This is a genomic window from Embleya sp. NPDC001921 (assembly GCF_053594475.1).
The window spans coordinates 219,705-245,081 of the sequence record NZ_JBSFEO010000005.1 but is presented as its reverse complement, the minus strand read 5'-3'; the positions used below and the strand labels follow the sequence as shown (position 1 = coordinate 245,081).

Below are 25,377 nucleotides of genomic sequence, written 5' to 3'. Positions count from 1 at the left end.
TCGGCCACGAGCCCTCGGCAGCAACGACCTGGAGAACGATGAGCAACGCAACGCAGTCCCCGGTCCGGGGCCGTCGTACCGGCCTCCGCCTCGCCGCGCTGGTCGCGGCCGGGCTGCTCCTGGCCACGGGGTGCGGTGACTCCGACAAGTCCGACAACGGCTCGCCGGTGAAGGTGCGCGAGGCGAACTCGAAGTACAAGGGCATCGCCGTCGACCCGCCGTGGAGCAAGCCGGAACTCACCCTGACCGACACCTCCGGGCAGCCGTACGACTTCCGGGCCAAGACCGCCGGGCGCACCACGCTGCTGTACTTCGGCTACACGCACTGCCCGGACGCGTGCCCCACGGTCATGGGCGACATCGTGCGCGCGCTGGGCAAGCTGCCCGCGCCGGACCGGGCCACCGTGGACGTGGTGTTCGTGACCACCGACCCGGAGCGCGACACCCAGGCGGCGCTGCGCGAATGGCTCGACTCGCTGGACAAGTCCTTCGTCGGCCTGACCGGCCCGTTCGACAAGATCCAGGCCGCCGCGCGCCAGGTCGGGGTCTCCATCGAGCCGCCGACCACCGGCCCGGACGGCAAGGTGGTGAGCACCCACGGCACCCAGGTGATCGCGTTCGCCCCCAACAACGAGGGACCGGTCATGTACAGCGCGAGCAGCGGACTGCTGCCGGACGGCACCCCGAACGGGAACTCGTCCGACGACTTCGCCCATGACCTGCCGCTGCTGATCCACCCCGAGGACGCCAAGAAGTGAAGCTCTTCCCCCTCCCCCGCAAGGCCGTACCACTCGCCGTCGGCGGCATGCTCGCGCTCGGGATCGGCGGTGTGCTGGTGGCCTGCGCCGACTCCGGGTCCTCCGACGCGGCCGACCGCGAGGCCGCCGCGCCGGCGAACGCGGGCGCCGCCAAGGGCACGCCGAAGTTGCGCATCGTCGACCCGTACATCCCGCAGCCCTCGTCGACGGACGTCGCGGCGGGCTACCTGATCGTGCAGAACGACGGCGACACCGCCGACCGGCTGCTCTCGGTGGCCAGCCCGCTGTCCGGCGAGGTGATGCTGCACCAGACCAGCGGCAACTCGATGCGGCACATCCCGGGTCTGGACGTGCCCGCGCACGGCAAGGGCGTGCTGGCGCGCGGCGGCGCCCACATCATGTTCATGAACCCGAACAAGGCCGTGAAGAAGGGCGACACCGTGCCGCTCACGCTGACCTTCCAGCAGACCGGGCCGGTCACCGTACAGGTGCCCGTGCTCGGGGTGACCGAACGCCCCGGAGACGCCCCGGCCGCGGGCGCGCCCGGGTCGAACACACCCGGTTCGAACGCACCGGGCTCGACCACGCCGGCACCGGCCGCCTCGTCGGCCGCGCCCGCGGCGGTCGCGCCCTCGGCCGAACAACCGGGCCATGCGGGTCACTGACCCGGCCGGCCGCCCGGCCGCCGTCCCGACACCGCCCCCGGCCCGAGCCGCGCGCGGGCCGGCCCGCCGCGCGCTCACGTGGCTGCTCGCGCTGCCGCTGCTGCTCGCCGCGCTCGTGCTCGGCGGGGCCGGGGTCGCGTCCGCGCACGCCGTCCTCCAGTCGTCCAACCCGGCGTCCGGCTCGACGCTGACGAGCGCGCCCGCGACGGTCACGCTCCGGTTCAGCGAGGGCGTCGAGATCGGGCTCGGCGGGGTCAAGGTGTTCGACCCCAGCGGCACCCGGGTGGACAACAACCAGACCAAGCACGGTCCGGACGGCGACACCAGCGTGGTCACCCCGCTCCGGGGCGGCCTGCCGACCGGCACCTACACGGTCGCCTGGCGCGCGGTCTCGGCCGACTCGCACCCGATCTCCGGCGCGTTCACGTTCAACATCGGCCAGGCCTCCGGCGGCGTCCGGGTCTCCGACCTGACCGACCAAGGCTCCACCGCGACCGACGTGCTGGAGCGGGCCTCGACCGGGGTCGCCTACCTGTCCTTCGCGGTGCTCGGCGGCGCGGTGCTGTTCCTGCTGATCGCCCGGCCCGCCGCGGTCGGCCGGTTCCGGGTCTGGCTGCTGCTGTCCGGCGCGTGGGGCGGGCTGCTGCTGTCCTCGCTCGCGGTGCTGATGCTGCACGGCCCGAACGCGTCCGGTCTGGGCCTGTCCTCGGCGTTCGACGCGGACGTGCTGCGCGCGACGCTGGACACCAAGCTGGGCAAGGCGATCGCGGCCCGGGTGCTGCTGCTGGGCGCGGCCGGCGCGCTGCTCGGCTGGCTGATCGCCTCGCTCGCGCACTCGACCGATCGCACTCGGCGCGTACTGGGCGGCGTCTGGGCGGTGTTGTGCACCGCGATCGCGATCACCTGGCCGATCGCCGACCACGCGTCGGTGGGCCGCCAGGTGGAAGTGGCGATGGCCGCGGACACGCTGCACCTGCTCGCGATGTCCACCTGGCTGGGCGGGCTCGCGATCGTGGTCACCCTGATCGTGCGGCCGGGCGAGCCGGCACCGGAGGCGGGCCTGGACGTGCCGACGGTGCGGGTCTTCTCCCGGACCGCGTTCGTCTCGGTCTGCGTCCTGGTGGCGACGGGGCTGTACGCGAGCTGGCGTCAGGTGGGTTCCTTCGCCGCGCTGTTCGACACCACGTTCGGCCTGCTGCTGGTCTTCAAGGTCGACCTGGTGCTGCTCATGCTGGCCGGCGCCTGGGTCTCCCGGCGCTGGCTGATGCGACAGTTGGCGGTGGCCGGGAAGTCCCCCATCGGCAAGAGCACCGCCGGGAAGCCGAAGTGGGCCGTGCTGCGCAAGGCGGTCGCGATCGAGGCGGCGCTGGCGATCGCGGTGCTCGGCGTCACCACGGTGCTCACCGACACCGAACCGGGCCGCACCGCGCACGAGCGCAAACAATCCGAGACGGCGGGCCCGGTCAGCCGCAGCGTCCCGTTCGACGCCGGGGGCGCCGCGGGCAAGGGCAAGCTCGACGTCACGGTCGATCCGGCCCGGGTCGGCCCCAACGAGTTGCACATCTACTTCTCCGATCCGATCGGGCAGATCCGGGACGTCGCCGAGTTGACGGTGTCGATGGCGCTGCCGGGCAAGGGCATCGACGGCGCGGACGTCCAGGTGCGCCAGGGAGGTCCCGGGCACTGGCTCGGCGATCTGTCGCTGCCGATGGCGGGCCGCTGGGAGTTGTCCTTCTCGATCCGTACCTCCGATGTCGACCGGATCACCGTGACGGTGCCCGTGGAGGTCAAGTGAGGCACGTACGCCGCCTCGTGCTGCTGTTCGTCGGGGTGCTGGCCTGCCTGGCCCCGGCGGGCAGCGCGTTCGCGCAGGAGTTGTCCGGTCAGGGGCCGAGCAACTTCCACACCGTGATGACCTCGCCGAGCGAGCTCGACCCGGGCCTGACGGTCAAGGTGATCGAGAACGGTGCGCGGATGCAGGTGCGCAACACCGGGCCGCGGGACGTGGTCGTGCTCGGATACATGAGCGAGCCGTTCCTGCGGATCGGCCCGGGCGGGGTGTTCGAGAACCGCCAGTCCCCCGCCGTGCAGTTGAGCAGCGAGCGGTGGGGCTCGGTCGACGAGAAGTCGAACCTGCAACCGACCGGCGCGCCGCAGTGGCACCGGATCTCCGCCGAGCCGGTGGCCCGCTGGTACGACCAGCGCGTGCACTGGATCGTGCAACAGCGGCTGCCACCGCGGGTGATGGCCGATCCGGACCGCGCGCAGCGGATCTCCACCTGGACCGTGCCGATGCGGATCGGCGACCGCGAGCTGGCCGCGACCGGCGAACTGCGCTGGGTGCCGGGGCCCAGCCCGTGGCCGGGCATCCTCGGCTCGATCGGGCTCGCGGTGCTGGTGTTCGCGGTGGTGTGGCTGCCGCCGGTCCGCCGCCGGGCGCTGATCGGGTACGGCGTGCTCGCGGGTGCGGTCGCGGCGGCGAGCGTGCTGCACCTGGCCCTGGTCGCGGCGGCCCGGGCCGGCGGGTTCGGCGCCTGGGCGGGCGCGTTCTTCGCCGGCAATCTGCTCCAACTGCTTTCCGGGGCGGTGGCGTTCGCGGGCGCGGTGCTGCTGGTCCGAAGTCGGGTGGGCGGCGCGTGGTTGGCCGCGCCGGCGCTCGGCGTGCTGGCCCTGCGGGTGGCCGGGTACGACCTGCCGGTGTTGTGGCGCTCGTCGTCGCCGTTCGCGGGCGGGCTGGCGCTGGACCGGGCACTGACCGTGCTGGTGCTGGGCGCCGGACTCGGTGCGGCGCTCGCGCTGGTCGTGGTGGTGCGACGGGGACCGTACCCGGCGGCGGCGACCGCCGAGGGCGCGGAAGTGATGCGTGTGACGGACGGCGAGCGCGGCGCGAACGGCGCGCACGAGCCGGTGGAACCTGCGAGGGACGACGTGATGAGCAGCCCAGAATCCTCCGATCGAGCGAGCGCCGGTTCGGCCGTCTCGCGCCGCCGGTTCGTCGGTGTCGCGGGAGCGGCCGGCGCGGGCGGCCTGGCGGTCGGCGCGACCGGCGGCGCGGTCGCGTTCGCGGACGACTCGACCGCCGCCGGCCCGGCGCTGGCCCACGTCGGCTCGACCAGCGTGCCCTTCCACGGCAGGACCCAGGCCGGCATCACCACCCCTGCCCAGGCCAAGGCCGTCTTCCTGGGCTGGGACCTGGAACCGGGCGCGGACCGGGCCGCGGTCGCCGCGCTGATGCGGCGCTGGTCGGACGCGGCCGCACTGCTGACCTCGGGCCGGCCGGTGGCGCAGGACGACCGGGTCGCGGCGGACGCCGGGGCCTGCTCGTTGACGGTCACCTTCGGCTTCGGCGCCGGCCTGTTCGACAAGGTGGGCCTGGCCGCGCGGCGACCCGCCGCGCTCAAGCCGCTGCCGCCGTTCCCGGACGACGCGCTGGATCCGGCCCGCGGCGACGGCGACCTGTTCGTCCAGGTGTGCGCGGACGACGGGCTGGTCACCTTCGGCGCGGTCCGTACGCTGCAGCGGCTGGCCAAGGGCGTGGCCCGGATCCGCTGGCAGATGAACGGCTTCGCCCGCTCGCCGGGTGCCACCGCCAAGCCGATGACGCACCGGAACCTGATGGGCCAGATCGACGGCACCAACAATCCGAAGCCGGCCGACCCGAAGTTCGACGAGAAGATCTTCGTCACCGCCGCGGCCGGCCCCGACCAGGGCTGGCTGACCGGTGGTACCTACGTGGTCTTCCGCCGGATCCGGATGTTGCTGGACGCGTGGGACGGCCTGGACAAGGCGCATCAGGAGCGGGTGATCGGCCGGACCAAGGACAGCGGTGCGCCGCTGTCCGGCGGCGGCGAGCACAGCGCCGCGGACTTCGGCAAGCGGGGTCCCGACGGCGAGTTGGTGATCACCGCGAACGCCCACATGCGCGTCGCGGCACCGGAGTTCAACCGCGGCTCGACGATGTTGCGGCGCGGCTACTCCTACCACGACGGGTTCGGTACGGACGGCGCGCCGGACGCCGGGCTGCTGTTCGTGGCGTGGCAGCACGACCCGGACGACGGCTTCGTGCCGATCCAGCGCAAGCTGGCCCGCGGCGACGCGTTGTCCCCGTTCCTGCGGCACGAGGCGAGCGGGCTGTTCGTGATCCCGCCGGGGTGCGCCCCGGGCGGGTATGTCGGTCATTCCCTGTTGGAGGGCTGACTCCGATGCGCCGTCGATGGTTGGTCGGGGCCGCGGCCCTGCCGTTGCTGCTCACCGGCTGCGGGAGCTGGGGCGCGGAGGGCGGCCCGGGTTCGTACATGAGCGAGGCCGAGGCGACCGCGGCGGCGTCCGAGGGCGTCGCGGCCCTGGGCAGCGACGGGGTGCAGCGGATCGAGCTGCGGGTGGACGACAAGCTGCGCTTCTCGCCGTCGGTGATCCGCGCCCGGACCGGCCCGCTGGTGATCACCCTCGCGGACACCGGGATCACCCCGCACCAGATGATCCTGCCCGGCGGTGCTCCGGTCGCGCCGTCCGAGGGCGGCAAGTCCCAGGACATCAAGCTGAGCTTCGGCCGACCCGGCTCGTACACCTTCAACTGCATGTATCACGTGGGCACCGGCATGGCGGGCACGATCGAGATCACCGAGTAGGACGCGCACCGGTCGAAGCCGGGTATCCCGGCCGTTCGGCGCGGGTACCCGGCTTCGTTGTCGTGGGGCGGGTGTGCCGGTCTGGAGTATCGAGGATCTGCTTGGCCCGGCCCCGGACTTCCGGGACGGGCCTGGGACTTCCGGGGCGGGCCTGGGACTTCCGGGGCGGGCCGGGGATTTCCGGGCCGGCGCGGGGTTTTCGGGCCGGCTCAGGGGATCAGCACGATCTTGCCGGCGGTGCGGTTCGTCTCGGCCACCTCGTGTGCCTTGACCACGTCGACCAGCGGGAAGGTCTCGGCGACGACCGGGCGCAGCAGGCCCGCGTCCACCGCCTCGGCCAGCAGGGTCAACCGCTCCGGGTTCGGCTCCAGGTCGACGGTGATGCCGCGGACGCCGGCCGCCTCGGCCTTGGCCGCGGTGGCCTCGGCGGCGGGCGGGTTGGTGATGTTGATCAGGACGCCGCCGGGCCGGAGGGTACGCAGCGAGCGGTCCTCGTACTCGCCGCCGATCAGGTCGAACACGACATCGACGTCGCGTACCGTCTCCGCGAAGTCGGTCGTGGTGTAGTCCACGACCTCGTCCGCGCCCAACTCGCGCAGCAGGTCGTGCTTGGCCGCGCTCGCCGTGCCGATCACGTACGCGCCCCGGGACTTGGCGATCTGCACCGCCAGGTGCCCGACGCCGCCCGCCGCCGCGTGGATCAGCACGCGCTGCCCCGGTTGCACCCGCGCCGCCTCGACCAGGGCCTGCCACGCGATGGAGGCGGACAGCGGCAGGGCGGCCGCCCGCACGTGGTCGAGCGTGCTCGGCTTGGGCACGAGGGAGGATTCCGCAGCCACCACGAACTCCGCGTAGCCACCGGCCAGTTGCGGGAAACCGGGAATCCCGTACACCTCGTCGCCGACGGAGAGCCGGGAGACGCCCGCGCCGACGCCCGCGACCACGCCGGAGACGTCCCACCCGAGCGTGAACGGCGGCGTCAGCCACATCCCGCCGGCGCGGATCTTGGTGTCGATAGGGTTGACCCCCGCGGCGCGCACTTCGACCAGTACCTCGCCCGGTCCGGGGGTGGGTATCGCGGTCTCGATCACCCGGAGAACCTCCGGGCCGCCGAGCGTGTCCTGGTGCACAGTGATCATGTTCTTCGTCATGCGGAAAGCATCGTGGGCCCGGTAACCATTGTGAAGAAGGCACCTTCCTGGTACCTGGGTACCTTATGCATACCCCTCCCGACCTGCGCCCTTACGGTGGCGCCGACGTCTATCTCGCCGACTGCGCCTCCCGGGCGGTCCTCGACCTGATCGCGAACAAGTGGGTGGCCCTCGTCGTCGGGGCGCTCCACCCGCAGACCCTGCGCTACGCGGAACTGCGCCGCCGGCTCGGCGGGATCACCAAGAAGATGCTCACCCAGACTCTGCGCGACCTCGAACGCAACGGCCTGGTCCGACGCAAGGTCTACGCCACGGTGCCGCCCCAGGTCGAGTACTCGCTGACCGAACTCGGGACCAGCGTGAGCGGCTTGATGAGCGAGATCCGGACCTGGTCCGAGAGCCACATCGACGAGATCGAGGCCGCGCAACTGGCCTACGCCGAGGCGGCGGCGAGCCGACCGGAGGCGGACTGACGGGCGCCTCGCGCGGGCGCGGCGGGCGGCGGGTGTGCCGAGGGCCCCGGTCGCGGTGGCGACACGGGGCCCTCGGGTGTTCGGAAGTGGGGTTGCGTACCGGCTTCGTTCAGCGCGCGGACGCCGTCGGCTCGGCCGGGGCCGTTTCCACGCCTCCCGTGCCGCCAGTTGCCCCGATGCCTTCGGTGCTTCGGGCGCCTTGGGTGCCTTCCGTGCCTTGGGTGCCTTCGGTGCCTTGGATGCCTTCGGTGCCTTCGGTGCCTTCGGTGCCTTCGGCGACCACGATCGACTCCCGCTTCGGCGAGCGCAGCACCAGCAGGGTGAGCACGATCGCGGCGGCGATCAGACCGGCGCCGATGCCGAAGGCGAGGGTGTACCCGCCGGTCAGCGCCTCGGGCGCGGAGGTGCCCCCGGCCAGCAGCCGTTCCGCCTTGGCACTGGAGAGCGTGTTCAGTACGGCCAGCCCGAGCGCGCCGCCGACCTGCTGGGTGGTGTTGAACAGACCGCCGACCACTCCGGCGTCCTCGGCGGTGGCCCCGGACATGCCCAGCGTGGTGAGCGCCGGAATGGCCAGACCGAAGCCGGCCAGCAGCAACATCGCGGGCAGCACATCGGTGAGGTACGCGCCGTCGGCCGGCACCCGGGCCAGGAACAGCAGCCCGACCAGCAGCAGGGCCAGGCCCGCGACCACGACGTTGCGCTCGCCGAACCGGGCGTTGATCCGCGCCGAGTAGCCGAGCGTGACGATCCCGATCACGACCGCCGACGGCAACATCGCGACGCCGGTCCGGGCCGCGCCGTAGCCGAGCACGTGCTGGAGGTAGAGCGCGATCATCAACTGGAAGGCGAACAGCGCGCCGACCATCAACATCTGGATCGCGTTGGCCCCGGACACCCGCGCCGACCGGAACACCCGCAGCGGCAGCAGCGGCTCCCGGGCCTTCGCCTGGCGGACCACGAAACCGGCGATCAGCAGGAGCGACACCGCGCCCATGCCGAGCGTGCGCGCCGAGGCCCAGCCGTGCGTGTCGGCCTCGACGATCGTGTAGACGAGCAGCATCAGGCCGGACGTGATCAGCAGCGCGCCCCACAGGTCCGCGCCCGCCGACCGGCCCAGCCCCCGGTCGGCGACCAGCAGGCGGAACGCGAGCGCGGTGGCGGCGACGCCGATCGGCACGTTGACGAAGAAGATCCAGTGCCACGTGAACGCCTCGGTGAGCAGCCCGCCGAGCACGAGCCCGATCGACGCCCCGGCCGCGCCGACGAAACTGAACGCGCCGATCGCCTTGGCCCGTTCCCGAGGGTCCGGGAAGAGCGTGACGATCATGCCGATCGCCACGGCCGAGGACATCGCGCCGCCGATGCCCTGCAGGAAGCGGGCGGCGATCAGCAGTTCGGGCCCGGTCGCCACGCCGCACAGCAGCGACGCGGCGGTGAAGACGACCATGCCCGCGATGAACATCCGGCGCCGCCCGATCAGGTCGCCGAGCCGGCCGGCCAGGAGCAGCAGGCCACCGAAGGCGATCCCGTACGCGTTGACCACCCAGGCCAGACCCGACTGGGAGAAGCCCAGATCGCTTTGGATGGCGGGCAGGGCCACCGTGACGATCGTGCCGTCGAGGACGACCATCAGCACCCCGGCGCACAGCACCGCGAGCGCCGACCAGCGTGACCTGTCCGTCGATTCCGGTGTGGCGAACGTGCGCGACATGCTGCTCATCTCCCTGGACGACCGGTCGGCGGACGGCCGACTCACAGGAGAGACGTTAGCAGATAGTTTTGTTGTAGACGATCTCTTTCAGACTCTTCTTTTTAAAACCCATCTGCCACGGACTCATCTCGCTCGATCGTGTCCGCGGCCCGCCATCCGTCCCCCGACACCTCACGCCTACCGCCTCACGCCTGCAGCCCGCGAGCGACCCGCGCCTACCGCTTCGACGTCCGCGCCCGCCGTACCGTCGCCTCGGACTCGACCGGCTTCGCGAGCACTCCGCCGACCAGGCGCGCCAGCGCGGAGACGAACACCGCGCGCTCGTCCTCGGGCAGCGCCTCGAGCACTTCGTGATGCACGCCGTCGACGATCCCGCGCCCGGCCCGGACCAGGTCCCGCCCGGCCTCGGTGACCACGATGATCCGCGCCCGCCGGTCGGTCGGCGCGGGCCGCCGCTCGGCCAGTCCGGCCCGCTCCAGCTCGTCCATGGTCACGACCATCGTGGTCTTGTCCAGGTCGGAGAGCTCGGCCACCTGAGCCTGGGTCAAATCCCGATCGATCGCGTGCGAGAGGACGCAGAAGCTGCGCGGCGTGACGTCGATCGCCGCGAGGGCGGCGGCCATTCGGGTGTTCATCACGTGGCCGGCGTGCACGAACATGCCGGTCATGTCCAGGACGGTCGGGGCCAGGCTCTCGGTAGTCATGCGGCCAGCGTAACAAGATAGGTAAGCCAGTAGATTGTTCCGTAGTAGACCTATGGCACGGATCGGGTGTGCGCGCGTATGCCCGCCCGATCCGACCGATCCGACCCGTCGACCGACCGGCCGCGAGGAATCGCGGCCGGTCTTCGTCGATCAGCGGCCGAGGGCCTGGAACCTGCGCACCGCGAGCGGCAGGAAGATCGCGGTGATCACCAACGGCCAGACCACCGCCATCGGCAACGCGTGTTCCTCGATCCAGCTCCCCCCGTGCGGAGCCGGGCTGCCGAACAGATCGCGGATCGTGTTCGCGGTGGAGGAGACCGGGTTCCACATCGCCACCGCGCCCAGCCACTGCGGCATCATCGACGGCGGCGTGAAGACGCTGGAGATCATCCCGAACGGCAGGGCCACCGCGAACAGGCTGCCCGCCGCCTCCCCGTTGGGCACCAGCAGCCCCAGGTAGACACCGACCCAGGTCAGCGCGAACCGCAGCAGCAACAGCAGCCCGAATGCGGCCAGGATCTCCAACAGGGTGCCGTCCGGTCGCCATCCGACGACGAGCGCGATCGACGCGAGCACCGCGAGGTCCAGACTCGCGCCGAGCACGTCGGCCACCCCGCGCCCGCTGACCACCGCCGAGGGCGCCATCGGCATCGAGCGATACCGGTCCATCACGCCGAGCTGTCGGGTGACCGCGACGACCGTCGCGGTGTTCATGAACCCCTGGGCCATGGTCATCGCGAACATGCCGGGCAGCGCGTAGTCCTTGTAGTCGATGGATCCGCCCACGTCCATGGCACTGCCGAAGACGTACACGAACAGCAGCACGGACACGATCGGGAAGCCCAACTGCCAGGCCAGCACGCTCGGTTGCCGAGCGATGTGCACCATCTCGTTGCGCACGACGGTCCAACAGTCCGCGATCGCCCAGTACAGCCGGCGTTCGGGAGCCTGCACCGACCCCGCGGTGGTCGCGCTCATCGGCGCACCGCCTCCTTCGCGGAATCGTTCGCGGCCTGCTCCGGCTCGTGCGCGCGGTGGCCGGTCAGCCCGAGGAAGACCTCGTCCAGGGTCGGCCGGCGTACGCCGATGTCCTCGATCGTGATCCCCTCGTCCTGGCAGGCCCGGGCGGCGTGGGTGAGCGCCGCGACCCGATCGCCGACCGGGGCGGTCACCCGCCGATCCTCGGGATCGACCACCGGCTCGGTGCCCGACTCGGCCACCCGGGCCACCACTTCGGCCACGCGCGCCAGGTCGACCGCGTCCCGCGCGACGATCTCGATCCGGTCGCCGCCGAGTTCGCGCTTGAGCCGATCCGGGGTGCCGTCGGCGATCTTGCGCCCGCGGTCGAGCACCGCGATGCGATCCGCCAACTTGTCGGCCTCATCCAGGTATTGCGTGGTCAGCAGCACCGCCGTACCGCCGGCGAGCAACGAACGCACGGCCTCCCAGACCTCGTTGCGCCCGCGCGGGTCGAGTCCGGTGGTCGGCTCGTCGAGGAAGAGCACGTCGGGCGCCAGGATCATGCTCGCGGCCAGGTCGAGCCGCCGGCGCATGCCGCCGCTGTACTGCTTGACGCTCCGGTCCGCCGCCTCGACCAGGCCGAACCGCTCCAGCAGTTCGTCGGCGCGACGGGCCGCCCCGCGCTTGTCCAGATGGAACAGGCGCCCGAACAGGATCAGGTTGTGCCGCCCGGTCACCTTCTCGTCGACCGCCGCGTACTGACCGACCAGTCCGATGTGCCGGCGCACCCGGCGGGGATCGCCGGTCACGTCGTGGCCCGCCACCAGGGCCCGGCCGCCGTCCGGACGCAGCAGCGTGGACAGGATCCGGACCGCCGTGGTCTTGCCCGCGCCGTTGGGCCCGAGCAGCCCCTGGACGGTGCCCCGGGGCACCGTCAGGTCGAAGTCGTCGAGCGCGTGCGTGTTGCCGTAGCGCTTGGTCAGGCCCTCGGCGAGGACCGCGTGGCTCGTGGTTTCCATCCGCATTTGCGTCGGCGTTCTCATCGACGTTCTCATCGGCCTCCTTCAAACCGAGTACACCGTACCCGATTACGCGTACGGCGTACCCAGTTTTCCCGGATCCGGCGTGCGCGCACGCCGGCCGATCGGCCTACCGGTGTGGGGCGCCGAGGCGGCCTCCTACGATGGGGGCACCATGACGAGCACCGACCACACCGGCGGCGGCGACCTCGCGCGCAGCCTCGAACTGTTGTGGGGCGTGGACCGGAAACCGGCCCGAGGCCCCAAGCCGGCGCTGACCCTGGACCGGATCGTCACGGCCGCGATCGCCGTCGCGGACGCCGAGGGGCTGGACGCGGTGTCGATGCGGCGCGTGGCCGCCGAGATCGGGTCCGGCACGATGTCGCTCTATCGCTACGTCCCCGGCAAGGCCGAACTGCTCGACCTGATGATCGACAAGGTCAACGCGCCGGGCGACGCCGAGTTTCCCCCCGAACTCGGCTGGCGCGGCGCCCTGGAGCAGGTCGCCCGCGGCATCTGGCAGATGTACAACCGCCACCCGTGGCTGTTGGGCGTCGATCAGGCGAGGCCGGTGCTGGGGCCCAACTCGCTCGAGGCCCTGGAGCTGACGCTGGCCGCGATCGGCGACGCGGCGCTGTCCGACCGGGAGAAGATGACCGTCCTGTCGATCATCGACGGCGGCTATGTGAGCGGCATGGCACGCACTCACTTCAACACCGTGCACGCGGCGCAGCGCACCGGGGTCAGCGACGAGCAGTTCTGGGCCGCGCAGGCTCCCCTGTTGAACGCGGCGATGACAAGCGGGCGCTACCCGAAGCTGGCCGCGCTCGCGGAGGACAGCTTCACCCAGGACGGCGAGGCGGTGTTCGAGTTCGGCCTACGCCTCCTGCTCGACGGCCTGGAGACGTTCGTCGACCGCCGCTCCTGAACCCGATCGGCACCGGTGCCGCTTTCGTACCGCACCTGATCCACACCCGTACCGCACCCACCCCCAGGAATTGTGGACCTGGCGGACAAGGGGTCACGAATGCGGAATCGCCGGCATCATCATCGGTGCTCGGCTACGGGGAACGGGGACCATGAACAGGACACTGGTGCGGACGCGGGCCGCGCTCGGCATGGGGATCGGGGCGGTGGCCCTGACCCTGGCGCCCCTCGCGTTCGGGACTTCGGCCGCCGGCGCCACGGGCGCCACGGTGAGCGTGACACCCGGCCCGGTGCGGCCGGGGGATTCCGTGGCGATCCGGGGATCCGGGCTGACCGGCTGTCCGACGAACAAGGTGGACGTCTACCTCCTGTCGGCCAACGGCGGCAGCTCCGGGGAGTACCTCGACCTGCTCGCGGCCGACCTTCCGGTGGACACCGCGCACGGGGACTCGATCGCGTTCCGGCACACGATGCTCGCCCCGACCTTCAGCTCGAACGGGGCAGCGAACACGGACCGGCCGGTGAACCGGATCGCGGTGCGCTGTCCGGGGCAGGAGAAGGCCCTCGCGGAGACGGCGATCGAGATCAACGCGTTTCGTCCCGAGGAGACCCGCACCCCGCCGGCCGACCTGCGCACCAGGCACCTCGTGCTGGAGCCGGCCACCGGCGTGCCCGGCACCGAAGTCACCCTGTGGACCGACCTGCGCTGCGGGAACGCGAACGCGAGCGACGACGCACGCGTGACGTGGGGTGGACGCGACCTCGCCAAGCTCAGCATCTCGGGCTCCGGCGCCGAGGCCCAGCGCTTCATCGTGCCGGACGGGCCCGATCGCGGACCACGCCCGATCACCGTGACCTGCTTCGCGCAGGGCGCGGGCATGCCGGACAACGGGGTCGTCCAGCGCGCCGACTTCCAGGTCGCCCGGCCGGAGTTGACGCTGACGCCCACGCAGCCGACGGCCGGTCGGCCGTTGCGGGTCGAGGGCAGCGGATTCGTCACCTGCGGTCGGCCGGTCGACGGCGGGGCCGGGACGCTGACGGTGCGTCATGGCGGCACCGTGCTGGGGACGGTGCCGGTGGCCGCCGACGGGCGGTTCGCGAGCGAGATTCGGGTACCGCGCGAACTGCCGGGCGGGGAAGGGATGTTGACCGTCGCGTGCGCGACGGGCGTGGGCTACGACGGCGACTTCTCGATACGGGTCGCGGTGCTGGGCGCGGCCGGGACGAGCGCGGTCTCGGAGCGGTCCGAGGCGGCGGTGAACCTGCCGAGCCCGAGCGCGCTGTTCGACGAACCCCGGCCGGTGGTGCTGGCCGGCGCGACGGCGGTGGTGGCGCTGCCGGTACTGGGCTTCTCGGCCGAGTTGTTCAACAAGACGTGGGAGCGGAACCGGCTTCGGATCCGACGCCGACTGCGCCCGGGAGCCGCGCGCCCGCGATCACAGCCGCGCATGCCCGAGTTGCAGGTGCTCGTCTTCGTGCTGCTCTCGGCCGCGTTCTGCGTCGCGGTCGAACCCGGCACGGGCTGGAACGCGGGCACCGCCGCGCTCGCGCTGGCGCTGGTGGCGGCGGTTCCGCTCGGCGTGCTGGTGTACGAGGGCTCGGCGGAGGCCTACCGACGGCGGGTCTCCCGCATCCGGGCCCTGCCTCGGCTGGTTCCGGGGGCACTCGGCGTCGCCCTGGTGCTGGCCGTGGCCTCGCGGCTGCTGCATCTGACGCCGGGCTACGTGTACGGGCTGTTCCTGGCCTTCACCTCGGCCGGTCTGCGGCGGCTCGCACCCTCGGACGAGGGCCGCGCGATAGCCCTCGGCTCCTGGTCCCTCGCGGGCCTCGCGGTGGTCGCGTGGGTGTGGCGCATCCCGGTGACACACGTCCTGAACGAGTCGGACGGCGCACCCTTCGGCTGGGTCTTCGCCGAGGACGTCCTCACCCAGTGCTTCGTGGCGGCGGTGGTCGGCCTGGTCTTCGGCCTGCTGCCGATGCGCTTCATGGACGGCCACGCCCTGTGGCAATGGAACCGCTGGGCCTGGGCGGCGATCTACGCCCTGGCCCTGTTCCTGTTCGTCCTGGCCCTCCTCGACCCCACGGGCGCCGCCAACGGCCTCACCCGAGACATGTGGCTCCGCTCCACGATCCTCTTCGCCACCGCCGCACTCGCATCAATCACCTTCTGGGCCATCTTCCGCCTCCGGCCTCCTACGAATCACGCTTCGGGAGCCTGACGCACGGAGAGGAAACACGAACAATGACGCGATTCCTGTCTTCCACGCCTTTAGCCCATACAAAATACCCATCCCGAGGGTTGATTGCACTGACAATGGCACTCGGCACAATCGGCGGTCTTTCGTATCTATCGATAGTCCACCCTTCACTCCGCAAGTACTCGTAGATACGGGAAATCACCGGGTCGACCTGACCAGCCTGCAAGTCGTCAGCCTGCCAGAAATGCTCTACACCATATTCACCGGAACCATTGCCCGCCGGGCAAGTACGCGGGAATCTTCCCTCGTTTTCCCCAGTCCTGAAACTTACCTTCAGCGCATCAAATACTCGGCTCGAATACTGGTCGATACGAGCATTCACCTCTGCTCTACTCGCCTCGACATGATCCCCCGCCCCTTGTTGTCCACACGCTGAAATTAGCCCCACCGCAAAAAGGGTTCCCTTCAAAAGAAGCCTCATGGTCGCTTCCCCCAAAGAAGATTCGTCTCTTCGTAGCGGCCCACGACCACAGCGGCTTGATTGTCCAAGCTGTCCAGACTGCCCGAGGCCCAGTACTCACTGTGACCTTCTGCACCGTTTGCTGTCATTCGATTTGCACCGAAGCCTTCATCATCAGGCGTCCTTCGCCCGAGTCGACCGCTGTCCTCCACAACTGGCGCGTGCGCCCCGGAGCCCAGAGTTGGAACTGGATCACCGCTGGCAGCCAGCACCCAGACGTGACTCGGGTTCATGTTCAGATCCTTCGCCTTAGCGACGTGCATTCCAGGACTTCCAGCAACAATCACATCCTGGGCGTATGCTCCGCCCTCGCTTCTCGCAGCATCCGCAACGACTACGGATCCATAGCTATGCCCAATAAGAGTCACATGTTTCTTTGAGTCAATCCCTTGGGAAATGCCAACTCCGCGCAGAAATTTCTGCAGCACAGGCGCCGCGTGTTGCGAATCCGCAGATGACATTGCTTGAATTAATGTATCGGGAGCGTCGTAAGAAACCCACGCAATGGCGCTAACATCTTCGGGTCCTGTATAGCCGCGCGATGCGATCACAAGACGCCGCATTCTTTGGACGTGGTCGCCAATGTTGGTCAATCCAGCCCCCGTCCCCGGGACGTATACCGCCGTGTGGGCGGCTGTGTCGGGGTTGCCGATGGCGACGATTGCGCGGCCGTCGCCCTTGGAGCTGAAGCCCATCAGGTAGAGGTCGTCGCCCGAGCGCAACGTCGCCTCCAAACCCTCGATCGCCGCCAGGCGTTCCTTGAGCGCCGTGACCCGGAGGCGCCACTTCGCGTCGTCGGTGCGACCCGCCGCGTCCCGCTTGGCACGTGCGGCGGCAAGTTCGGCGATGAGCGAGGCCTTCGCCTCGGCCAGCGCGACCCGATTGGCGCGGTCCCGGATCTCCGTCGGCAACCCGTCCATCGCCCCCAGCACCGCCGGATACCCGGCCAGATACATCGCCCGCTCCGAAGGATTCAGCCCCGCCCACCACTTGGCCGCCGCGACCGGATCACCCTTCGGGATGGTGGCGAGATCCAGACCCGCCAACGCCATCACGCACGTGCCGTCCGCCGCCGTATCCGCCCAGTCGGCCGTACCCGTCGGATACAACCGCGCCAGCGTCTCCGCACAACGTGTGTCGGCCTCGGTCGCCGTCCGGATCGGCACGGCCAGACGCTGCTCCAACTCGTGCCGCCGCGAGATCGTCGCCGCGTCGGCGCGGCGCGTCGGATCGGCCGGCTCCATCCGCCCGTCCTCGAACACGGTGAATCCCGCAGCCGCCGCCTCCGCCAATCCCGCCCACAAATCGCGCTGCGCGTTCCGGAGTTGGTCGGCCGCCGTGTCCAGGACGGTGAGCACGCACCGGGCCTCCTGCGCCGCCACCATCACCTGCTCACCCCGCGCGGCCAATCCCCGCGCCGCCGCCTCCGCGTCCGCACCCTCCCAGTGCGAGGCCCGCAGCAGCCCACCCACCCCCGTCGTCGCCCGCCCGACCAACGCGTCCAACGCGGCCGCCAGGTCGGTCCACTCGACCACCGCACGGTCCAGCCCGCCCAACGCGGCGTCGCGCAGTTGAGCCAGCGTCACCATCAGGGCCGTGCCCCGGCGAACGCACCCGCGACCGCCTGATCGGTGCGATCGTGCGCGTCGGCGTTCGTCCACAAGACGTCGCCGACCCCGCCGTACCCGTCGCCGAGCGCCCGCAGATGATCCGCCCATGCCACCGTCAGCGCCCCGGCCGCCCCCGCGACCGCGAACCCCGGGCACCCCGAGACCCCCGCACTCGGCCCCCCGGCCGCCCGCCGCAACGCTCCCGCCACCTCCCGAGCCACTGTGGCTCCCTGCCGCAACGCCCCCGTCTCGACCCGAATCCGCGCCGAGCCGCCCCCACTCTCACCGCCACCACCAGCCAAGATCCCTCCCAGTGGTCGCTTGATCACGCAATGAGATCAACGATACTCACCGAAACCCATCACCCCGTCGCCGAATCTCGCGAATCCCCCAAGGGCGAACAGACTCACCAACCGGCACGTAACCCGACCGCCCACCGCTCGTTCATACGTATGGGCGAACGCAATGAGCCGTTCGGGGGATGCGGGCAGCTCGAAGCGATGGATGACGCCAGCAACATGAGCGCATCGCGGTGACCAAAAAATCGCCCTCGAATCCGCAGGTCAGGCGAATACCGTGTCAAATCCGTACGGAATTAATCGGGACAAAAGGAACTGCCAACCCGAGCGAGGGGCCAAGATGAGGCACACGAACGCGATTGAGATTTTCACGTTTGCCGGCAGGGACCAAGTGCGCGTCGCCATGATCGCCGGAGATCCCTGGTTCCGTGCCGCCGACGTGTGCACGGTGCCGGCATTCCAGTCCGACTCGCGCCGGGCGGTCAGCGCTCTCGATCCGGACGAGAAGACCACGGTAGTTGTCCACAAAACTGCAGTTCAGGAGGGTTGTGTAAAAAATCCATACGGAACTGGTCGGGGCAATCCGAACATGACCTTCGTCAGCGAGTCGGGCCTCTACACACTGATCCTGCGCAGCAACAAGCCCGAGGCCAAACCCTTCCGCCGCCGGGTCACCCACGACGTCCTCCCCACCATCCGCCGCACCGGCCGCTACACCCCGCCACCAGCGAAAACATGGATGCGCTGCTCTCCCGCGCATTCGGTTCGATCACCGATCTCGCCGCCCGCACCGGTGATCTGACCAAGGCCGTCGAGATCAACACCATGGCCGTCGCCCGCCTCACCGCCGGGTTCGAGTCGGCGGCTCCGTTGTCCACAGTTACCTCTGACGCGACCCCTCCCACCTCGGAAACCCACAGCCCCACGCAAGTTCTCCACAGCGATTTCCACAGGGTTATCCACAGGCCCGCGCATCTACCCACACCCGGTGATCGGCGTCGTCTCACCCCCGAGGTCGTCGCCGAGTGCCGGCGTCGGGCCCGGGACGGGGTGTCGGTCTATCGCCTCGCTCGCGAGCACGGCGTGAGCGACTCGACCATGCGCTCGGCGGTGCGCGGCCAGACCTACCGCTACGTGCCGGAGCCGCCCTTGCGCCCCTGACCCGGCCGCGTCCGCACCAGCCGCCCCCGCGCCGCCAACTCGATGGTCAGGGCCACCGCGACCGCCTGGACCTGAAGCAGCGCGACCAACACGAACAACTGCACCGCCCCCGCCTGCAGCGGTGTCGCCCCGCCGAGCAACATGCCCACGAAGGCGCCGGGCAGGGTCACCAAACCCACCGTCCTGGTCTGGTCCAGAGCCGGGATCATCGCCCCCGCCGCAGCCGGCCGACAGATCTCCATCGCCGCGTCGCGATCGGTGAAACCCAAGGTCAGAGCGGCTTCGACCTCGCCGTGGCGCTGTGCCAACTCCTCCAGCGCCCGCCGCCCCGCCAGCACCGTCGCGGTCATCGCGCCGCCGATCAGGATGCCCGCGATCGGGATCAGCACGATGCCCTCGGCGGGCAGCAGACCGGTCGCCCACAGCAGCACCAGGGTCGGCGCCGTCGCCGTCACGATCGGCACCGCGGGCCAGAACAACCGTCGATTCGCGGTCACCCGCCCGGCCGCGGTCAAGGCCGCGACGGTGTACATCATCACCACGAACAGACCCGCGAAGCCGAGTCGGTCCACCACGTGTGTGATGACCAAGGACACCGCGAGCAACTGCGCCGTCGCCCGGAGCCCGGCCACCACCACCGCCCGGCCGTGACCCAGTCGCGCCACCCCCGAGACCGCCATGGCGACGACCAGGAGCAGCGCGGTGACGATCCCCAGGGTGGGGGTCACCGGGAGCAGTGTCGCGGCGTTTTCCACAGGCCCAGCCTCACCCTCTCGGCGGTGCCGCGCAGCGCGGGCGTCCACTCTCCACAGCGCGTGCACACAACGTGTGCGCACAACGCCGGCACCCGCCCCCCGCAACCGTCGCAGCCCACCCGTCCACACCCCGGAACCCGGGCAATGCACGCCGGCCGGCTCAGTACAGTGACGACATGTCCGACGCCCAGACGCCCGCCGCGCCCCGCTGGACCTACCTCGGCCCCGCGGGCACCTTTACCGAGGCCGCCCTGCGTACGCTGCCCGGCGCGGAGCACGCCGAGGCCGTCCCGATGGAGTCGGTGCCCGCCGCGCTGGACGCGGTCCGCCGCGGCGACGCCGACGGCGCGGTGGTCGCGCTGGAGAACTCGGTCGAGGGCGCGGTGTCCGTCACGCTGGACGAGTTGGCGACCGGTGCCCCGCTGGTGATCACCGCCGAGGTGCTGCTGCCGATCGCGTTCGCGCTGCTGGTGCGTCCGGGCGTGGGCCTGGACGACATCAAGACCCTCTCGAGCCACTCGCACGCGCAACCGCAGGTGCGCAATTGGCTCGCGACGAACCTGCCCGACGCGCACTGGTACTCGTCCGCGTCCAACGCCGACGCCGCCCGGCTGGTCCAGGAGGGGCGCTACGACGCGGCCATGGCCGGCGAGTTCGCGGCCGCGCCGTACGGCCTGGTGCCGCTGATCACCGACATCCACGACGTCGAGGGCGCGGTCACCCGCTTCGTCCTGGTCGAGCGTCCGGACCGGCCCACGCTCCCCACCGGCGCGGACCGCACCACGGTGGTCGCGTACATCGTGGACGACCACCCGGGCGCGCTGCTGGAGATCCTCCAGGAGTTCGCGGTCCGCGGGGTCAACCTGACCAGGATCGAGTCGCGGCCGACCGGAGACGGTCTGGGGCACTACTTCTTCTCGATGGACGCCGAGGGCCACGTCGCGGACGCACGGGTCGGCGAAGCGCTGATGGGGCTGCGGCGGGTGTGCGCGGCGGTGCGCTTCCTCGGCTCCTATCCGCGGGCCGACCAGGTCCGTCCGACGCTGCGTCGCGGTACCTCGGACGCCGAGTTCGCGAACGCGAGCGAGTGGCTGGCGCGCGCTCGCGGCGGCGAGATCTGAGTCGACGCTCCGCCGGCGGCGGGGCCTCAGGGAACGCGCACCGTGAGCGCTCCGGGCCGGATCCGGACCGCGAGCCGGGTGCCGGGCCCGATCGGGTCGCCGTCCAACTCGCGCGGCTCCGGGCGATCGGTCTCGATCAGCACCCGATGACCGGTGAAGTGCTCGATCGGGCGCAGCCGTTGCTGCTTGACCGGCACCACGGCCGGCTCCTGATCGCGGCGCCGGCCTATGACTCGTACCGTGGCGTGCGCCCAGCCGGTCATCCCGTACGGCGCGAACACCACGACGTCCAGGAGCCCGTCGTCCGGCGCGGCCCCGGGCAGCAGTTGCATGCCGGCCTGGAGCGCGCCGACGTTGCCGACCAGCACCATCCGGGCCCGCCGCCGGATCGGCTCGCCGTCGTCGACGGTCAGCGTCACCCGCATCCGCCGATCGCGCAGGTGCCGGGCCCCGGAGACCACGTACGCGGGCCAACCGACCTTCTTCTTGAGCGCGTCCGGCGCGTCCGCGACCATCGCCGCGTCCAGGCCGATGCCGGCCATCGCGGTGAAGCAGCGCGGTTCCACGCCCGCGGTGTCGGCGAGTTCCTCGTCCGGGTCCACCGTGCCCAGGTCGATCCGCCGGTCGCGCCCGTGCATCGCGACGTGCAGCGCGTCGGCCACGTCGATCGGCAGGCCGAGGTTGCGCGCGAGCAGGTTGCCGGTGCCCGCCGGGATCACCGCGAGCGGGGTGCTTGTACCGGCCAGCGCGCCGGCGCACTCGCGGATCGTGCCGTCGCCGCCCGCCGCGATGACCAGGTCGACCCCCTCGGCCAGCGCCTTGGCGGTCACCCCGGCGCCCGGGTCGAGCACGGTCGTCTCCAGCCACAGCGGCTCGGCCCACCCGGCTTCCCGCATGATCCGGTCGATCCGGGCGCGCGATTCGGCGATGTCGAGCTTGATCGGGTTGACCACCAGCGCCGCGCGCGGCCGTCCGCCGTCCGCGCCCTGCGGCGCCCCGAGCCGGCGGGACCGAAATCCCCAGATCGATTTCGGGGACAACAGCGCGCGGTTCATCACCGCCAGCACGACGCTCGCGTACAGCAGCGACATCAGCACGTCGCTGGGGTGGTGCATGCCCCGGTACATCCGGCTCCCGGCCACCGCCAGCGGCACCGCGCCGAGCAGCACCCACACCAGGGCGACCACCGAGCGCCCGCGCAGCCGGCTCGCGAGCAGCACCGCCAGCCCGCCGTACAGCGCGAACGCGGCGCCGGTGTGCCCGGAGGGGAAGCTCGACGTCGCGGCGGCCTCGTCCAGGCGCGGCACGTCCGGCCGATCGCGCGAGACGAAGAGTTGTACGAGGAAGAACACCAGCGCCTGGCCGGCCACCGAGCAGGCCAGGAACAGCGGGCCGCGCCAGGAGTGGCCGACGATCCGGGCCACCACCGCCGCGAGCAGCGTGGTGGCGATGATCACACGGGTGTCGGCCAGGGTGGAGAACAGGTGGGTGACGTCGTTCCAGCCCCCCGAGCGATGCTCGGCGAAGGTGCGGTCGAGGTCGTCCTCGATCGTGAACGGCCAGACCCCGTCCAGGGTCTTGGTGATCAGCAGACCGAGGCCGACCATGACGAAGGTCAATATGGCAAGGGGCAGGACGATACGGCGCAGGAACCGTCCTGCTTCGGTCAGCATGACCGACATTCTTACCCGGCCATGGATCCTTCAGTTCCGCCGATCCGAGGAGTGCCCCTCCGTTCCGGGCCTAATGTGCCGAATCTCCGGATCCGGATCGTGCCCGTCGATCTCCGGTTCCAGCCCCTCGTCGGTCGCGTCCACATCCCGCAGTCCGGCGTCGCGACGCCACCATTCGAAGACCGCGGACGTCGCGGCGAGCACTATCAGGCCGAGCACCCAGCCGCCGAGCACGTCCGTGACGTAGTGCACACCGAGTGCGACCCGGGTGAACCCGACACCCACCGCCGACGCGATCGCGACCACCCACGCGATCGGCCGGCACACCCGCGGAATCAGCGGCAGCAGCGCCAACAGCAGCACACCGGGGCCGACCACGCCCATCAACGCGTGCCCGGACGGGAAGGACCAACCGCCGGCGTGGTCGACCGGGTTGGGCAGATTCGGCCGGGCCCGGGTGAAGACGAGCTTGAACATCGCGCCCAGCAGCCCGCCGACCGCCATGGTGACCACCGCCCACACCACCAGCCGACGGGCGCCGCGCCACCACAACCACACGCACATGATCGCGACCAGGAGGCGGTACATGTTCGGATCCCAGACCCAGTCGCTGAGGATCCGCAGCGCGTGCTGCCATCCGGGATGCTCGCGGACCCAGTCGTTCAGCCCGGTCGCGACGTCCCTGTCCAGGTCGAGCAGCGGCGACCACTTGGTCTCCACCAGGAGGGCGAGCAGCCCGAACGGCAGGGCTCCCACGAGCAGGGCGAGCGCGACCAGGGTCATCCTGAGGCCGAACCGCCGGTCGGGGTCGAGGCGCCTTCTGGTCCAGGTCGGGGTGGAGGTCATCTCTCATTCTTAGCCCGAATCCCGGCTGTCACTTCCCTTCACCCGCCATCGGGTTCGACGCACTCGCGAAATCCGTTGGCGGTCCCCCGGTAGGCTTCGGGTGTGATCGACCTGCGACTGCTCCGTGAGGATCCCGACCGTGTCCGCGCTTCGCAGCGCGCCCGCGGCGAGGACGAGACCATCGTCGACGCGCTGCTCGCGGCGGATGAGCTCCGCCGCTCGTCGGGCTCCCGGTTCGACGCGCTGCGCAACGAGCAGAAGTCGATGGGCAAGCAGGTCTCCAAGGCCAAGGGCGACGAGCGGCAGGAACTGCTGACCCGGGCCCAGACGCTGGCCGGCGAGGTCAAGAGCGCCGACGCCGAACAGGCCGAGGCCAAGGCCGAGACCGACCGGCTGCTCAAGGCGCTGGCCAACCTGATCGACCCGGACGCGCCGGTCGGCGGCGAGGAAGACTTCGTCACGATCGAGGAGATCGGCACCCGGCGCGACTTCGCGGCCGAGGGCTTCGAGCCGCGCGACCACGTCGAGTTGGGCCGCGTGCTCAAGGCGATCGACGTCGAGCGGGCCGCGAAGGTCTCCGGCTCGCGCTTCTACTACCTGACCGGCATCGGCGCGCTGCTCGAACTCGCGCTGGTCAACATGGCGATCGCGCAGGCGACCGAGGCCGGCTTCACGCCGATGTTGACGCCCGCGCTGGTGCGCCCGCCCGCCATGGAGGGCACCGGCTTCCTCGGCCAGGCCGCGGAGAACGTGTTCCACCTCGAGGCCGACGACTACTACCTCGTGGGCACCGCCGAGGTACCGCTCGCGGCGTACCACATGGACGAGATCATCCCGGCCGCCGAACTCCCGCTGCGCTACGCCGGCTTCTCGCCGTGCTTCCGCCGCGAGGCCGGTACGTACGGCAAGGACACCCGCGGCATCATCCGGGTGCACCAGTTCGACAAGGTGGAGATGTTCTGCTTCGTCGCGCCCGAGGAGGCCGAGGCGGAGCACCGGCGCCTGCTGGCGTGGGAGAAGGAGTTCCTGAACCGGCTCGAACTGCCCTATCGGGTGATCGACGTCGCGTCCGGCGACCTCGGCGCCTCGGCCGCGCGCAAGTTCGACATCGAGGCGTGGATCCCGACCCAGGGCAAGTACCGCGAGGTCACGTCCACCTCGAACTGCACCGAGTTCCAGGCCCGCCGGCTCCAGGTGCGGATGCGCGACGAGCGGGGCACCCGCCCGCTGGCCACGCTCAACGGCACGCTGTGCGCGGTGCCGCGCACGATCGTGGCGATCCTGGAGAACCACCAGAGGGCGGACGGCTCGGTCGTCGTACCCGAGGCGCTGCGTCCCTTCCTCGGCGGCCGTGAGGTGCTGGAACCGGTGGGGGCGTGACCTTCTCCCTGGTCGCCACCGACCTGGACGGCACGCTCCTGCGCGAGGACCACACCGTCTCGGCGCGCAATCGTGCGGCGCTGGCCCGGGTCACCGCAGCCGGCGCGAAGCACGTGATAGTGACCGGGCGGGCGGTGACCTGGACCCGTCCGGTGTTCGAGGCGCTGGGCTACCGGGGCCTCGCGGTGTGCGGGCAGGGCGCGCAGGTCTACCACGCGGGCGAGGACCGGCTGCTCACGTCGGTCACGCTGGACCGGCCTCTGGCCAGGCTGGCCACCGAGCGGTTGACCGAGGAACTGGGCGCGGTGCGGTTCGCGGTCAGCCGGGACGGGCTGTGCGGCGAGATCGCGGTGGAGCGCGGCTACCCGTACAACCCGGCGTTGCCGGTGCATGTGGTCCGGGACCGCGACGAGTTGTGGGCGGAGCCGATCCTCAAGCTCTACCTGCACCACGAGGACTACGACGACGACCGGTTGACCGCGTGCGCGCGCAAGATCTGCGCCGGTCTGGTGGACGTCACGCACGCCGGAGCGGGCATCGTCGAGCTGTTGCCCCTGGGCCTGAGCAAGGCGGTCGGCCTGTCCCTGGCCGCGCGCAAGCTGGGGGCCAGGGCCGCGGACACCATCGCCTTCGGCGACATGCCCAACGACGTCGCGATGTTCAAGTGGGTGGCCCACGGCGTCGCGATGGCCAACGCGCACGCCGAACTGCTCGCCGTGGCGGACGAGGTGACCCTGTCCAACATGGACGACGGCGTCGCGGTGGTCCTGGAACGGTTGTTCCCCGACCACTGAGCGCCCTTCCCGGCGAGCCGAACC

23 protein-coding genes are annotated in these 25,377 nt (G+C 71.0%); 13 read left to right on the top strand and 10 right to left on the bottom strand.

Going from position 1 to position 25,377, the window contains the following annotated elements; genetic code table 11:
• The first annotated feature begins 38 nt into the window (after positions 1-38).
• From ACWCPW_RS08145 to ACWCPW_RS08125, 5 genes are read left to right on the top strand one after another with little or no spacing between them, the layout of a single operon-like run.
• On the top strand, positions 39-758 hold the full coding sequence (locus ACWCPW_RS08145) for an SCO family protein (protein ID WP_449760717.1): 720 nt from the start codon (positions 39-41) through the stop codon (positions 756-758).
• Positions 755-1,423, top strand: a complete 669-nt coding sequence (locus ACWCPW_RS08140; protein ID WP_449760716.1) for a copper chaperone PCu(A)C — start codon at positions 755-757, stop codon at positions 1,421-1,423. Before ACWCPW_RS08145 ends, ACWCPW_RS08140 begins: the two co-directional genes overlap by 4 nt.
• Positions 1,410-3,218 carry a copper resistance CopC/CopD family protein gene (locus ACWCPW_RS08135; RefSeq protein ID WP_449760715.1) on the top strand — a complete coding sequence of 603 codons (1,809 nt, stop codon included), beginning with the start codon at positions 1,410-1,412 and terminating at the stop codon, positions 3,216-3,218. The genes ACWCPW_RS08140 and ACWCPW_RS08135 overlap by 14 nt, the downstream gene beginning before the upstream one ends.
• Positions 3,215-5,620 carry an iron uptake transporter deferrochelatase/peroxidase subunit gene (gene efeB / locus ACWCPW_RS08130; RefSeq protein WP_449760714.1) on the top strand — a complete coding sequence of 802 codons (2,406 nt, stop codon included), beginning with the start codon at positions 3,215-3,217 and terminating at the stop codon, positions 5,618-5,620. The genes ACWCPW_RS08135 and efeB overlap by 4 nt, the downstream gene beginning before the upstream one ends.
• A gap of 5 nt (positions 5,621-5,625) precedes the next feature.
• Positions 5,626-6,051, top strand: a complete 426-nt coding sequence (locus ACWCPW_RS08125) for a cupredoxin domain-containing protein (RefSeq protein ID WP_395867599.1) — start codon at positions 5,626-5,628, stop codon at positions 6,049-6,051.
• Between the two features lie 209 nt (positions 6,052-6,260).
• Here ACWCPW_RS08125 and ACWCPW_RS08120 read toward each other — a convergent pair whose 3' ends face one another.
• Positions 6,261-7,202: an NADP-dependent oxidoreductase gene (locus ACWCPW_RS08120; protein WP_449760713.1), complete on the bottom strand. Its 942-nt coding sequence runs from the start codon at positions 7,200-7,202 to the stop codon at positions 6,261-6,263.
• Positions 7,203-7,267: 65 nt separating this feature from the next.
• Between ACWCPW_RS08120 and ACWCPW_RS08115 the strand changes: the two genes are divergently transcribed.
• Positions 7,268-7,675 carry a winged helix-turn-helix transcriptional regulator gene (locus tag ACWCPW_RS08115; protein WP_449760712.1) on the top strand — a complete coding sequence of 136 codons (408 nt, stop codon included), beginning with the start codon at positions 7,268-7,270 and terminating at the stop codon, positions 7,673-7,675.
• A 109-nt stretch (positions 7,676-7,784) separates the two neighbouring features.
• On the opposite strand, the gene ACWCPW_RS08110 is transcribed toward ACWCPW_RS08115, so the two are convergent.
• The 4 genes from ACWCPW_RS08110 to ACWCPW_RS08095 all read right to left on the bottom strand — a co-directional run bounded on the left by ACWCPW_RS08110 (position 7,785) and on the right by ACWCPW_RS08095 (position 12,069).
• Positions 7,785-9,386 (bottom strand): DHA2 family efflux MFS transporter permease subunit, encoded by a 1,602-nt coding sequence (locus ACWCPW_RS08110; RefSeq protein ID WP_449760711.1) that lies wholly within the window; start codon positions 9,384-9,386, stop codon positions 7,785-7,787.
• A 215-nt stretch (positions 9,387-9,601) separates the two neighbouring features.
• On the bottom strand, positions 9,602-10,090 hold the full coding sequence (locus tag ACWCPW_RS08105) for a MarR family winged helix-turn-helix transcriptional regulator (RefSeq protein ID WP_449760710.1): 489 nt from the start codon (positions 10,088-10,090) through the stop codon (positions 9,602-9,604).
• 150 nt (positions 10,091-10,240) lie between these two features.
• On the bottom strand, positions 10,241-11,068 hold the full coding sequence (locus tag ACWCPW_RS08100) for an ABC transporter permease (protein WP_449760709.1): 828 nt from the start codon (positions 11,066-11,068) through the stop codon (positions 10,241-10,243).
• On the bottom strand, positions 11,065-12,069 hold the full coding sequence (locus ACWCPW_RS08095) for an ATP-binding cassette domain-containing protein (RefSeq protein ID WP_449760708.1): 1,005 nt from the start codon (positions 12,067-12,069) through the stop codon (positions 11,065-11,067). The genes ACWCPW_RS08100 and ACWCPW_RS08095 overlap by 4 nt, the downstream gene beginning before the upstream one ends.
• 175 nt (positions 12,070-12,244) lie before the next feature.
• On the opposite strand from ACWCPW_RS08095, the gene ACWCPW_RS08090 reads away from it, so the two are divergent.
• Together ACWCPW_RS08090 and ACWCPW_RS08085 are read left to right on the top strand one after the other, a co-directional pair.
• Complete coding sequence (locus ACWCPW_RS08090) at positions 12,245-12,997, top strand: TetR/AcrR family transcriptional regulator (RefSeq protein WP_449760707.1); 753 nt, start codon at positions 12,245-12,247, stop codon at positions 12,995-12,997.
• A 151-nt stretch (positions 12,998-13,148) separates the two neighbouring features.
• Positions 13,149-15,215, top strand: coding sequence for an FGLLP motif-containing membrane protein (locus tag ACWCPW_RS08085; protein ID WP_449760706.1), 2,067 nt, complete (start codon positions 13,149-13,151; stop codon positions 15,213-15,215).
• Between the two features lie 456 nt (positions 15,216-15,671).
• Here ACWCPW_RS08085 and ACWCPW_RS08080 read toward each other — a convergent pair whose 3' ends face one another.
• Positions 15,672-17,303: an alpha/beta hydrolase gene (locus tag ACWCPW_RS08080; RefSeq protein WP_449760705.1), complete on the bottom strand. Its 1,632-nt coding sequence runs from the start codon at positions 17,301-17,303 to the stop codon at positions 15,672-15,674.
• Complete coding sequence (locus ACWCPW_RS08075) at positions 17,303-17,545, bottom strand: hypothetical protein (RefSeq protein ID WP_449760704.1); 243 nt, start codon at positions 17,543-17,545, stop codon at positions 17,303-17,305. Before ACWCPW_RS08075 ends, ACWCPW_RS08080 begins: the two co-directional genes overlap by 1 nt.
• Positions 17,546-18,014: 469 nt before the next feature.
• Here ACWCPW_RS08075 and ACWCPW_RS08070 point away from each other — a divergent pair, with 469 nt between their 5' ends.
• Together ACWCPW_RS08070 and ACWCPW_RS08065 are read left to right on the top strand one after the other, a co-directional pair.
• Positions 18,015-18,425 carry a BRO-N domain-containing protein gene (locus tag ACWCPW_RS08070; protein WP_449760703.1) on the top strand — a complete coding sequence of 137 codons (411 nt, stop codon included), beginning with the start codon at positions 18,015-18,017 and terminating at the stop codon, positions 18,423-18,425.
• Positions 18,359-18,784 carry a hypothetical protein gene (locus ACWCPW_RS08065; RefSeq protein WP_449760702.1) on the top strand — a complete coding sequence of 142 codons (426 nt, stop codon included), beginning with the start codon at positions 18,359-18,361 and terminating at the stop codon, positions 18,782-18,784. The genes ACWCPW_RS08070 and ACWCPW_RS08065 overlap by 67 nt, the downstream gene beginning before the upstream one ends.
• Here the strand turns inward: ACWCPW_RS08065 and ACWCPW_RS08060 are convergent.
• Complete coding sequence (locus ACWCPW_RS08060) at positions 18,754-19,521, bottom strand: ABC transporter permease (protein WP_449760813.1); 768 nt, start codon at positions 19,519-19,521, stop codon at positions 18,754-18,756. The genes ACWCPW_RS08065 and ACWCPW_RS08060 overlap by 31 nt on opposite strands.
• 194 nt (positions 19,522-19,715) lie before the next feature.
• On the opposite strand from ACWCPW_RS08060, the gene pheA reads away from it, so the two are divergent.
• Positions 19,716-20,660, top strand: coding sequence for a prephenate dehydratase (pheA, locus tag ACWCPW_RS08055; RefSeq protein WP_449760701.1), 945 nt, complete (start codon positions 19,716-19,718; stop codon positions 20,658-20,660).
• Positions 20,661-20,686: 26 nt separating this feature from the next.
• Here pheA and ACWCPW_RS08050 read toward each other — a convergent pair whose 3' ends face one another.
• Complete coding sequence (locus tag ACWCPW_RS08050; RefSeq protein WP_449760700.1) at positions 20,687-22,333, bottom strand: diacylglycerol kinase family protein; 1,647 nt, start codon at positions 22,331-22,333, stop codon at positions 20,687-20,689.
• Between the two features lie 30 nt (positions 22,334-22,363).
• Complete coding sequence (locus ACWCPW_RS08045; RefSeq protein WP_449760699.1) at positions 22,364-23,179, bottom strand: phosphatase PAP2 family protein; 816 nt, start codon at positions 23,177-23,179, stop codon at positions 22,364-22,366.
• 102 nt (positions 23,180-23,281) lie between these two features.
• On the opposite strand from ACWCPW_RS08045, the gene serS reads away from it, so the two are divergent.
• Positions 23,282-24,559, top strand: coding sequence for a serine--tRNA ligase (gene serS / locus ACWCPW_RS08040; RefSeq protein WP_449760698.1), 1,278 nt, complete (start codon positions 23,282-23,284; stop codon positions 24,557-24,559).
• A complete protein-coding gene (locus ACWCPW_RS08035) occupies positions 24,556-25,353 on the top strand; it encodes an HAD family hydrolase (protein ID WP_449760697.1) in 798 nt (265 codons plus the stop codon). The genes serS and ACWCPW_RS08035 overlap by 4 nt, the downstream gene beginning before the upstream one ends.
• The last annotated feature ends 24 nt before the right edge of the window (positions 25,354-25,377 follow it).

Coding starts and splice junctions, on each gene's coding strand:
- ACWCPW_RS08145 (WP_449760717.1), top strand. CDS start 39: ATGAGCAACGCAACGCAGTCCCCGGTCCGGGGCCGTCGTACCGGCCTC.
- ACWCPW_RS08135 (WP_449760715.1), top strand. CDS start 1,410: ATGCGGGTCACTGACCCGGCCGGCCGCCCGGCCGCCGTCCCGACACCG.
- ACWCPW_RS08125 (WP_395867599.1), top strand. CDS start 5,626: ATGCGCCGTCGATGGTTGGTCGGGGCCGCGGCCCTGCCGTTGCTGCTC.
- ACWCPW_RS08120 (WP_449760713.1), bottom strand. CDS start 7,202: ATGACGAAGAACATGATCACTGTGCACCAGGACACGCTCGGCGGCCCG.
- ACWCPW_RS08115 (WP_449760712.1), top strand. CDS start 7,268: ATGCATACCCCTCCCGACCTGCGCCCTTACGGTGGCGCCGACGTCTAT.
- ACWCPW_RS08110 (WP_449760711.1), bottom strand. CDS start 9,386: ATGTCGCGCACGTTCGCCACACCGGAATCGACGGACAGGTCACGCTGG.
- ACWCPW_RS08105 (WP_449760710.1), bottom strand. CDS start 10,090: ATGACTACCGAGAGCCTGGCCCCGACCGTCCTGGACATGACCGGCATG.
- ACWCPW_RS08100 (WP_449760709.1), bottom strand. CDS start 11,068: ATGAGCGCGACCACCGCGGGGTCGGTGCAGGCTCCCGAACGCCGGCTG.
- ACWCPW_RS08095 (WP_449760708.1), bottom strand. CDS start 12,069: ATGGAAACCACGAGCCACGCGGTCCTCGCCGAGGGCCTGACCAAGCGC.
- ACWCPW_RS08090 (WP_449760707.1), top strand. CDS start 12,245: ATGACGAGCACCGACCACACCGGCGGCGGCGACCTCGCGCGCAGCCTC.
- ACWCPW_RS08085 (WP_449760706.1), top strand. CDS start 13,149: ATGAACAGGACACTGGTGCGGACGCGGGCCGCGCTCGGCATGGGGATC.
- ACWCPW_RS08080 (WP_449760705.1), bottom strand. CDS start 17,303: ATGGTGACGCTGGCTCAACTGCGCGACGCCGCGTTGGGCGGGCTGGAC.
- ACWCPW_RS08065 (WP_449760702.1), top strand. CDS start 18,359: ATGGATGCGCTGCTCTCCCGCGCATTCGGTTCGATCACCGATCTCGCC.
- pheA (WP_449760701.1), top strand. CDS start 19,716: ATGTCCGACGCCCAGACGCCCGCCGCGCCCCGCTGGACCTACCTCGGC.
- ACWCPW_RS08050 (WP_449760700.1), bottom strand. CDS start 22,333: ATGCTGACCGAAGCAGGACGGTTCCTGCGCCGTATCGTCCTGCCCCTT.
- ACWCPW_RS08045 (WP_449760699.1), bottom strand. CDS start 23,179: ATGACCTCCACCCCGACCTGGACCAGAAGGCGCCTCGACCCCGACCGG.